The organism is Streptomyces sp. NPDC059850, assembly GCF_042731515.1.
GTDB lineage: Bacteria > Actinomycetota > Actinomycetes > Streptomycetales > Streptomycetaceae > Streptomyces.
Map to the genome: position 1 here is coordinate 23,614 of NZ_JBHWJI010000083.1, position 8,917 is coordinate 32,530.

The 8,917-nt window shown below is 69.2% G+C and carries 12 protein-coding genes; 8 read left to right on the top strand and 4 right to left on the bottom strand.

Annotation, left to right across the window (positions count from 1 at the left end):
* The first annotated feature begins 147 nt into the window (after nt 1-147).
* On the top strand, nt 148-630 hold the full coding sequence (bfr, locus tag ACFV9T_RS39585; protein WP_385447862.1) for a bacterioferritin: 483 nt from the start codon (nt 148-150) through the stop codon (nt 628-630).
* Here bfr and ACFV9T_RS39590 read toward each other — a convergent pair.
* The 3 genes from ACFV9T_RS39590 to ACFV9T_RS39600 all read right to left on the bottom strand — a co-directional run bounded on the left by ACFV9T_RS39590 (nt 627) and on the right by ACFV9T_RS39600 (nt 2,832).
* Entirely contained in the window at nt 627-884 is a 258-nt protein-coding gene (locus ACFV9T_RS39590) for a bacterioferritin-associated ferredoxin (RefSeq protein ID WP_385447865.1), read from the bottom strand. The two genes, bfr and ACFV9T_RS39590, sit on opposite strands and share 4 nt — an antisense overlap.
* 128 nt (nt 885-1,012) lie before the next feature.
* A complete protein-coding gene (locus tag ACFV9T_RS39595) occupies nt 1,013-2,362 on the bottom strand; it encodes a class II 3-deoxy-7-phosphoheptulonate synthase (RefSeq protein ID WP_385447868.1) in 1,350 nt (449 codons plus the stop codon).
* A 65-nt stretch (nt 2,363-2,427) separates the two neighbouring features.
* Nucleotides 2,428-2,832, bottom strand: coding sequence for an ATP-binding protein (locus ACFV9T_RS39600; protein WP_385447870.1), 405 nt, complete (start codon nt 2,830-2,832; stop codon nt 2,428-2,430).
* A 73-nt stretch (nt 2,833-2,905) separates the two neighbouring features.
* Here ACFV9T_RS39600 and ACFV9T_RS39605 point away from each other — a divergent pair, with 73 nt between their 5' ends.
* The gene (locus ACFV9T_RS39605; protein WP_385447872.1) at nt 2,906-3,730 is read left to right on the top strand and encodes a helix-turn-helix domain-containing protein; all 825 of its coding nucleotides are present in this window, start codon (nt 2,906-2,908) and stop codon (nt 3,728-3,730) included.
* On the top strand, nt 3,714-3,899 hold the full coding sequence (locus ACFV9T_RS39610; RefSeq protein WP_385447874.1) for a DUF397 domain-containing protein: 186 nt from the start codon (nt 3,714-3,716) through the stop codon (nt 3,897-3,899). The genes ACFV9T_RS39605 and ACFV9T_RS39610 overlap by 17 nt, the downstream gene beginning before the upstream one ends.
* A gap of 49 nt (nt 3,900-3,948) precedes the next feature.
* Here the strand turns inward: ACFV9T_RS39610 and ACFV9T_RS39615 are convergent, their stop codons facing one another.
* Nucleotides 3,949-4,425: a hypothetical protein gene (locus ACFV9T_RS39615; protein WP_385447877.1), complete on the bottom strand. Its 477-nt coding sequence runs from the start codon at nt 4,423-4,425 to the stop codon at nt 3,949-3,951.
* 158 nt (nt 4,426-4,583) lie between these two features.
* On the opposite strand from ACFV9T_RS39615, the gene ACFV9T_RS39620 reads away from it, so the two are divergent.
* From ACFV9T_RS39620 to ACFV9T_RS39640, 5 genes are all read left to right on the top strand, one after another.
* Nucleotides 4,584-5,150: a Uma2 family endonuclease gene (locus tag ACFV9T_RS39620; RefSeq protein WP_385447879.1), complete on the top strand. Its 567-nt coding sequence runs from the start codon at nt 4,584-4,586 to the stop codon at nt 5,148-5,150.
* A 179-nt stretch (nt 5,151-5,329) separates the two neighbouring features.
* On the top strand, nt 5,330-5,863 hold the full coding sequence (locus ACFV9T_RS39625) for a hypothetical protein (protein ID WP_385447882.1): 534 nt from the start codon (nt 5,330-5,332) through the stop codon (nt 5,861-5,863).
* An 87-nt stretch (nt 5,864-5,950) separates the two neighbouring features.
* Entirely contained in the window at nt 5,951-6,706 is a 756-nt protein-coding gene (locus ACFV9T_RS39630) for a DUF899 family protein (RefSeq protein ID WP_385447884.1), read from the top strand.
* Nucleotides 6,707-6,740: 34 nt separating this feature from the next.
* A complete protein-coding gene (locus ACFV9T_RS39635) occupies nt 6,741-6,797 on the top strand; it encodes a trp operon leader peptide (RefSeq protein WP_106516695.1) in 57 nt (18 codons plus the stop codon).
* A 96-nt stretch (nt 6,798-6,893) separates the two neighbouring features.
* Nucleotides 6,894-8,810 (top strand): anthranilate synthase family protein, encoded by a 1,917-nt coding sequence (locus ACFV9T_RS39640; RefSeq protein ID WP_385447885.1) that lies wholly within the window; start codon nt 6,894-6,896, stop codon nt 8,808-8,810.
* Nucleotides 8,811-8,917: the final 107 nt, after the last annotated feature.

Consider the following 8,917-nt stretch of genomic DNA (forward strand, 5'->3'; position numbering starts at 1 on the left):
GGGGGTGGTCGGGACCAGGGCATGCGGCGGCGGTGCGGCGGCGCGGCAACTCGTAGTAAGCGTGCCCTTGCTGGACGCCCTAGCTGCGGCGATGCAACGATGCCGGAACCTGGCATTCCCCACTTCTGATGGGAAGGAGCCCCTTCGATGCAGGGCGACCCCGAGGTTCTGGAATTCCTCAACGAGCAGCTGACCGGCGAGCTGACGGCCATCAATCAGTATTTTCTGCATTCGAAGATGCAGGACAACAATGGCTGGACACGACTGGCCGCATACACCCGGTCGGAGTCGTTCGATGAGATGAGGCACGCGGAAGTACTCACCGACCGCATCCTTCTCCTGGACGGCCTCCCCAATTACCAGCGGCTCTTCCACGTCCGGGTGGGCCAGACGGTCACCGAGATGTTCCAGGCCGACCGGCAGGTGGAGGCCGAGGCGATCGACCGCCTCAAGCGCGGCATCGAGGTGATGCGGACCAAGGGCGACATCACGTCGGCCAACATCTTCGAGAGCATCCTCGCCGACGAAGAGGAGCACATCGACTACCTCGACACCCAGCTCGCACTGATCGAGAAGCTGGGTGAGGCGCTCTACATCGCCCAGCAGATCGAGCAGCCGAGCAGCAGCTAAGCGGCTTCCGCCTCTACCTCGGCCACCTCGGCCGCGACCTCGACCGCCGCCGCGGGCAGCGTGACGGGCTCAAGAGGGGTGTCCCGGCGTGGGCACGCGCCGCGCCCCAGCAGCGCCTGAATCCTGCGTACGCAGCCGCCGCAGTCCGTGCCCGCCTTGCAGGCACCGGCGATCTGGCGCGGCGTGCACGCGCCCGTAGCCGCGTGCTCGCGCACCTGCTTCTCGGTGATCCCGAAGCATGAGCAGACGTACACGGGCAGACTCTCCAGCGTTGATCGGTGAGGTTACCCTTACCTTACCCACCACGCCGGGGGCTTACAACGCACGAGGGGCACGGATCGTTGTGATCCGTGCCCCACCTGCGTAAACGATCAATTTGGCCTTACTGGTCCCGGTACATCTCCGCGACCAGGAACGCCAGGTCAAGCGACTGGCTGCGGTTCAGCCGGGGGTCGCAGGCCGTCTCGTAGCGCTGGTGCAGATCGTCGACGAAGATCTCGTCGCCGCCGCCCACGCACTCCGTGACGTCGTCACCGGTCAGCTCCACGTGGATGCCGCCCGGGTGGGTGCCCAGCTCCTTGTGGACCTCGAAGAAGCCCTTGACCTCGTCCAGCACATCGTCGAAGCGGCGCGTCTTGTGGCCCGACGCGGCCTCGAAGGTGTTGCCGTGCATCGGGTCGCACACCCACACCACCTGCGCACCGGACGCGGTGACCTTCTCCACCAGGTTCGGCAGCTTGTCGCGGACCTTGTCCGCGCCCATGCGGGTGATGAAGGTGAGGCGGCCCGGCTCCCGGTCCGGGTCGATCTTCTCGATCAGCGTCAGCGCCTCTTCGGGCGTGGTCGTCGGGCCCAGCTTCACGCCCACCGGGTTACGGACCTTCGACGCGAACTCGATGTGCGCCCCGTCCAGCTGCCGGGTGCGCTCGCCGATCCACACCATGTGGCCGGACACGTCGTACAGGTCGCCGGTCCGCGAGTCGGTACGGGTCATCGCCGACTCGTAGTCCAGGATCAGCGCCTCGTGCGACGAGAAGAACTCGACGGTCTTGAACTCCTCCGGGTCCACCCCGCAGGCGTTCATGAAGTTCATCGCGCGGTCGATCTCGCGCGCCAGCGCCTCGTAGCGCTGACCCGACGGGGACGACTTCACGAAGTCCTGGTTCCAGGCGTGCACCTGCCGCAGGTCGGCGTAGCCGCCGGTGGTGAAGGCGCGGACCAGGTTCAGCGTCGACGCCGACGCCTGGTACATCCGCTTCAGGCGCTGCGGATCCGGGATCCGCGCCTCCTCCGTGAACTCGAAACCGTTGACCGAGTCCCCGCGGTACGTCGGCAGGGTCACCCCGTCGCGGGTCTCGGTCGGCTTCGAGCGCGGCTTGCTGTACTGCCCGGCGATCCGGCCGACCTTCACGACCGGGACGGACCCGGCGTAGGTCAGGACGGCGCCCATCTGCAGGAGCGTCTTCAGCTTGTTACGGATCTGGTCGGCGCCGACACCGTCGAAGGCCTCGGCGCAGTCGCCGCCCTGCAGCAGAAACGCCTCACCCCGGGCCACGGCCCCCAGGCGGTGCCGCAGCTGGTCGCACTCGCCCGCGAAGACGAGCGGCGGATAGGCCTCAAGCTCAGCGATCACATCGCGCAGAGCCTCTTGGTCCGGCCAGTCAGGCTGCTGCGCCGCGGGAAGGGACTGCCAGGTGTTGCCACCGGCGTGGGATTCAGCGTTCACGGTCACCCGGACAAGGTTACGGGGTCTTCATCCGTGTCCGACCCGCGGCCCAAGCTGTGAGACGACACCCCTCAAGCTTTGAGCTCGAACCACACCTTCTTCCCCGGTGCCTCCGCGTTGCGCTCCACGCCCCACGCGTCCGTGACCTGCTCCACCATCGTGAGCCCCCGCCCGTTCTCGTCCAGCGGCCCCGCCGTGCGCCGTACGGGCACGTCAGGCGAGGCATCGCCCACCTCGACCCGCAGTTTCCCCTCCTGCGCCAGCAGCACCACGGTGCAGCTCCGGCCCGGCACGTGCTTGATCACGTTCGCGAGTAATTCCGTCACGGCCAGCCCGGCGGGCTCAGCCAGGTGAGGCATACCCCACATGGCCAGGTACGTACGGACCATACGACGGATGTGACAGGCCGCGTGGGCGGACAGCGCGGTGAAGGTGAGGTGGTAGTGGGGCGGCGGGTACGCAATGTCTTCGTTCACGCCACAAGGATGGATTCGGACGATTACCGTGGGCTACCTCAAGAACACAACGTGCTGGTTGTTGGGGGCTGTCATGCCGAACATCCGAAAGCTGGACCCGACTACGTCGCCGATGCATCACCTTGGCGCGGAGCTACGCCGATATCGCGAGACGGCGGGGATGACGCAAGACCAGTTGGGAGGGAAGGTCTACTGCACCGGCTCGCTCATCGGTCAGTACGAGACGGCTCGGAAGATCCCAACCCGGCGCTTCACGATGCAGCTCGACGACACGTTGCGCACCGGGGGTGCGTTGTTGCGGCTGCTGGAGATGGCGTTGTGCTTTCGGGTACCGCTACAGGACCGGCAGTACGCGGACCTGGAAGCCGAGGCGTCCCAGGCGTTCTTCTTCGAGCCGGGCGTGGTGAACGGTCTGCTCCAGACCAAGGACTACGCACGAGAGGTGATCAGCGTGCTCGACAAGGACAACGCTGACTCCCGGCTGGCGCACCGAATGGACCGCCAGCGCGTCCTGTCGCGAAGGCCCCCGTTGCTGTTGTGGGTGGTTCTCGGCGAGGCCACCTTGCACCAAGAGGTCGGCGGCCCTGAGGTGATGCGAACGCAACTGGCCCACCTGTTGAGCTTCCGCGACCAGGACTGGGTGAACATCCAGGTGCTGCCGTACTCGGCAGGAGCGCACGTCGGCTTTCAGGGCGCGTTCACGGTGTTCCGTTTTCCGAACGGCCCGGACCTCGGCTTCAACGAGGACTACGAAGCGGGCTACTTGACCGCAAACCCGCAGGACGTCACGGCCCGCACGCTCCGTTACGCTCACCTCCAGGCCGCCGCGCTGTCCACCCAGGACTCGGCCAAGCTGATCACCCGCGTGATGGAGGACCGCTATGGAACGCAGACCTGAGTGGCGCAAGTCCAGCCACAGCAGCGACATAGGCAACTGTGTGGAGGTCGCCGAGATGCCAGGCCGGATGGCGATCCGGGACTCCAAGAACCCCGACGGACCCATCCTGCTGCTCTCCCCCGACGCCTTCGGCGACTTCGTGACCGCCGCCGCGAACGGCACCCTCTGAACGGCCGTGACCGCCACCCCACACCCACGGGCGGCGGTCACGGATACCGCTACTTGTTCACGTGCTCCATGCACAGCGTGAACTGCGGCCTGCCGTTCCGGGTCATCTGGTACGTCGCGTTCCCCGGCTGGCACTCGTAGTCGGCCACCTGGCGCTCCGTCACCTTGTAGTCCGCGGTGGCGCCACCGCAGTCCACGATGGTGAGGTCCGGGTCGCTCTCGGAGCCCTTGTTCTGCAGGCAGTCTCCGACGTCGGCGGAGGACGCGCTGGTGCTGTCCGTGTTGGCCGGGGCCGGGCCCGTGTCGGGGGTGTCGTGGCCCATCACCCCGTACCAGACAGCGCAGAAGATCGCGACCAGGACACCAGCGATCACCTGGATCTTGGTCTTGAGGTTGAAGCGGCTGAAGAAGCCGCGCCGGGGCGGGGGCGGCGGCGGAGCGGGCGTGCCCGGGTAGGGCTGGCCGTACGGGTACGGCTGCTGCGCCGGGTAGGAAGGGCTGTGGCCGCCGGGTGGCGGTGCGTTCATGGACAGAGCGGTTCTCCCCGTTGAAGAGCATGGCGATTGACCGCGCATCAGACCGAGGCGCGGGCTCTGTAACGTAACGGCCCCCACCGACAGCCACCGCGCCCGGGGTAACGGCCTCCACATCGCCCACACACACGCAAGGGAACCGTGCCGCAGCCATGAGCACCGCGCCGCCTCCCGGCGGCTTCACTACCGAGGACCTGTGGCGGCTGCCCGGGCTTCCCCCGCACACCGAACTGATCAATGGCAGCCTGGTCTCCCCCCGCCCTCAAGAAAAGTGGCACAGCCGGGTGATCAACCTGCTGGTCGCGGAGCTGGACCGGCAAGCCCCGGATGGGTTGCGGGCCGACCGGGAGATGACCGTACGACTTGCCAAGCGGCAGGCTCCCGAGCCGGATGTCGTCGTGGTGACCAGCGAGGCGTACGAGCGCGACGAGCCGTCCACGTACTACCTCCCGGAAGACGTCGCGCTGGCCATCGAAGCCGTGTCGCCGGACTCGGAGGAACGGGATCGCGACACCAAGCCCCGCAAGTACGCGAAGGCTGGCATCCGGCACTACTGGCGGGTGGAGAACGACAAGGGGCGCACCGTGGTCTACGTCTACGAACGCGACCCGGCCACGGAAGGCTTCTCGCTGACCGGTATCCACCACAACCGGCTCAAGGTCACGACGCCCTTCATCGTCGACATCGACCTCACCTCGGTGGGCAAGCGCTCCGCATAACGAAGGTCCGTACCAAGCACACGTGGACGGCGTCGCGCAAGAACAGACGTTCGGGCATACCTCGGCCACTTACGGCCATGCCCTGGCGAAACCGCGATGGAACCGTGCGCTCCTCGGACGCTGTCCGGGTGACCGGCCCGATCGGGCCGGTCATACGACGCCATCCGAAGGAGTGCCCCATGAGGAAGTTGCTCCGCCGCGGTGCCGCCACCTTCGCGGCCGCCGCCTCGCTCGTACTGCTGTCGCTGGGCGCCACACCCGCCCAGGCGGACTCGTCGGCCATCCCGTCCGGGATGACGTGGACCGTGCTCGCCAAGGGCGACGGCACGGTCCGGGTCGGCGCCGACTCCGCGACCGATCCGTACAACGGCGACACTGTCGCCACCGCGACGCTCCCCATGCTCTGCCTGAGAGTGAACGGCAGCGGGGTGCCGAGCGGGATCACACCGGACTTCTACGCGGGCTGGGCGCGCGGCACGGTGGCCGCGACGCCGCCCGTGCTGGGCAAGTCGCTGACCAGCCGGGCGGCGGCGGATGCCGTCTGTGCGCAGTACTACGGCGCGGACTGGCGGATGGCCGAGTTCCACGACGGCCGGTACGGCGCGAACCTGGAGGCCAGCGGTGGCTGGTCGTTCTGGGCGTACGGCTACGTGCCGGACGGCACCCGCTTCTGGGCGGCGATCAACGACCAGCCCGCCAATCCCTGGAACTGACGGGCTGGGCGTTGCCGCGATGAGTTTCGGCCGGGGCGCGAGTCTCTTTTGGTGAGCGCCCCGGCACGAGACTCCGTGGAGGACACCATGACGAACGCCAAGCCGCCCATCGTCGACCAGGCCACCTGGCAGGCGGCACGCGACGAGCTGCTGGTCCGCGAGAAGGCGCATACCCGGGAGGGCGACGCGATCGCCGCGGCCCGGCGGCGGCTGCCGATGGTCGAGATCGACGGCGCGGTCGAGGTCACCGGCGCGGACGGCCCGGTTCCGTTCACCGATCTCTTCCAAGGGCGCGACGAACTCGTCGTCTACCAGCACATGTGGCACGACGGCGCGCCGCACCAGGGGCAGTGCGAGGGCTGCACTCTCGCGGCCTGGCACATGCGGGACGCCGTCTACCTCAACGCCCGGGGCGTCTCGTACGCCGTCCTGACCGAGGGGCCGTGGGACGAGGTGGCGCCCTACGTGGCGTTCATGGGGTACACCCAGCCCTGGTACTCGGTGCGGGGCGTGGCGGCGCCGGTCGGCGGGGAGATGGGGCACCTCGTCTGCTTCCTGCGCGACGGCGACCGCGTGTTCCTCACGTACTCGACGACGGGACGTGGCAACGAGCGGGTCACCGGGTCCCTCGGCCTGCTCGACATGACGCCCTACGGCCGCGGCGAGGCGTGGGAGGACAACCCCGAGGGGTACCTTTCCGAGGCCCGCCCGGCCTGCTGGTACTGGCGTACGGACACGGACGGCGCCGCCACCTGGGGGCCGACCAGCCGTCCCGTACCGCAGTGGACCCGGCCCGGCGCGGGGCCCGTGGAGACGCTCGGCAGGCACGGTCACTGCCACTGATACGCCTGCCGCACCCTGAGGTAGAGTCCTGACCATGTTCGCGCGACTGACCATGACCTGGTGGTGGACCGCTCATCCGGCGGCCCACTGAATCGCGCGCACTGACACAGACACACGCGAAGGCCGCCCGAGGGGCGGCCTTCGGCGTTTCCGCGGGTCGTTCCTCCCTCTCCGGAAGGAACCCCCCATGCACAACGCAGACGCGCAGGCCCTCGTCGCCCGGCTGCTCTCCGACGACTGCCCGCCCTTCGCCCTGCTGCACCGCCGCACCCCAGGGCATGACACCGACACTGTCGACGTGCTCATCGGCCCGGCAGGTGAGGTGGAGCGGCTGACCGATATCCCGCTGCCGACCGGGGCGCCGGAGGGCGGGGAGGCGGTGACCGACGCGCTCGCGCTGGTGCCGTTCCGGCAGATCCGGGAGCGCGGGTTCGACGTACGGGACGACGGGACGCCGCTGGCCGTGCTGCGGCCCGAGGAGACGTACACGCTGCCGCTCGCCGAGCTGCTGGACGTGCTGCCCGCGCACGCCGTGCGGGTCGAGGGCGGGCGGTTCGACGTCGGCGACGACGCGTACGCCGAGATCGTGAGCCGGGTCATCGAGGACGAGATCGGTACCGGGGAAGGCGCCAACTTCGTCATCCGACGAACCTTCGAGGGCGAGATCCCGGGCTTCGCGAGTACCGACGCGCTCGCGCTCTTCCGGCGGCTGCTCGCGGGTGAGCGGGGCGCGTACTGGACGTACGTCGTACGGCTGGGCGGCGGGCGGACGCTGGTCGGGGCCAGCCCGGAGGTGCACGTACGGATGTCCGGCGGGACGGTCGTCATGAACCCGATCAGCGGGACGTACCGCTATCCGGAGGACGGGGCGTCGGTGGACGGGCTGCTGGAGTTCCTGCACGACCCGAAGGAGGTGGAGGAGCTGTCCATGGTCGTGGACGAGGAGCTGAAGATGATGTGCACCGTCGGCGACATGGGCGGTGTCGTGGTCGGGCCACGGCTCAAGGAGATGGCGCACCTGGCACACACCGAGTACGAGCTGCGGGGGCGCTCGTCGCTGGACGTGCGGGAGGTGCTGCGGGAGACGATGTTCGCGGCGACCGTCACCGGGTCGCCCGTGCAGAACGCGTGCCGGGTGATCGAGCGGTACGAGCCGGGTGGGCGCGGCTACTACGCGGGGGCGCTCGCGCTCATCGGGCGGGACGGCGGCGGCGCGCAGACCCTCGACTCGCCGATCCTCATCCGGACCGCCGACATCTCCGGCGGGGGCGCGCTGCGGGTGGCGGTGGGGGCGACGCTGGTGCGTCACTCCGACCCTCGGGGTGAGGTCGCCGAGACGCATGCCAAGGCGGCCGGGGTGCTCACCGCGCTGGGCGTGCGCGAGGCGCCCGTACGGTCCGGGGCCGGTTCGCGTCCCCGGCTCGCGGACGACGCGCGGGTGCGGGCGGCGCTGGACGCGCGGCGGGCCGACCTGGCGCCGTTCTGGCTGCGGATGCAGGCGGCGGAGGGGCTGCTGTCCGGGCATGCGCTGGTGATCGACGCCGAGGACACCTTTACGTCGATGCTGGCGCATCTGCTGCGGACGGCGGGGCTGACGGTGACCGTGCTTCGCTACGACGCGCCGGGCGTGCGGGAGGCCGCGCTTGCGCACGAGGGGCCGATCGTGCTCGGCCCCGGGCCGGGGGATCCGGGGGATGCCGATGATGTCAAGATGCGGTTCCTGCGGGGGCTGGTGGCGGAGTTGGTGGCCGGGCACCGGCACGGGCTGCTCGGGGTGTGCCTCGGGCACGAGCTGCTTGCGGCGGAGCTGGGGTTGGAGATCGCGCGGAAGGCGGTGCCGTTTCAGGGGGCGCAGGAGCGGATCGACTTCTTCGGGCGGGAGGAGACGGTGGGGTTCTACAACACGTTTACCGCGCGGTGCGATGAGGGGGTGGAGGCGGAGTTGGCTATGCATCGGGTGGAGTTGTGCCGCGACGAGTCGACCGGCGATGTCCATGCCCTGCGGGGGCCCGGCTTCGCCGGGGTCCAGTTCCACCCCGAGTCCGTCCTCTCGCTGGACGGGGCGAGGTTGGTAGCCGACCTCCTGGCCGCGGTGCGCGTGTAATCCCCCACCCCGCCCCTTCCCGAACCCGGAGCCAGCCCCGGCCCCCGCTCCTCAAGCGCCGGAGGGGCTGGGGGTGGGCTGGGGTGGGCCCCAGCCTCCCTTGCGGG

Coding starts and splice junctions, on each gene's coding strand:
- ACFV9T_RS39620 (WP_385447879.1), top strand. CDS start 4,584: ATGAGCACCGCGCCGCCTCCCGGCGGCTTCACTACCGAGGACCTGTGG.
- bfr (WP_385447862.1), top strand. CDS start 148: ATGCAGGGCGACCCCGAGGTTCTGGAATTCCTCAACGAGCAGCTGACC.
- ACFV9T_RS39625 (WP_385447882.1), top strand. CDS start 5,330: ATGAGGAAGTTGCTCCGCCGCGGTGCCGCCACCTTCGCGGCCGCCGCC.
- ACFV9T_RS39605 (WP_385447872.1), top strand. CDS start 2,906: ATGCCGAACATCCGAAAGCTGGACCCGACTACGTCGCCGATGCATCAC.
- ACFV9T_RS39630 (WP_385447884.1), top strand. CDS start 5,951: ATGACGAACGCCAAGCCGCCCATCGTCGACCAGGCCACCTGGCAGGCG.
- ACFV9T_RS39615 (WP_385447877.1), bottom strand. CDS start 4,425: ATGAACGCACCGCCACCCGGCGGCCACAGCCCTTCCTACCCGGCGCAG.
- ACFV9T_RS39640 (WP_385447885.1), top strand. CDS start 6,894: ATGCACAACGCAGACGCGCAGGCCCTCGTCGCCCGGCTGCTCTCCGAC.
- ACFV9T_RS39610 (WP_385447874.1), top strand. CDS start 3,714: ATGGAACGCAGACCTGAGTGGCGCAAGTCCAGCCACAGCAGCGACATA.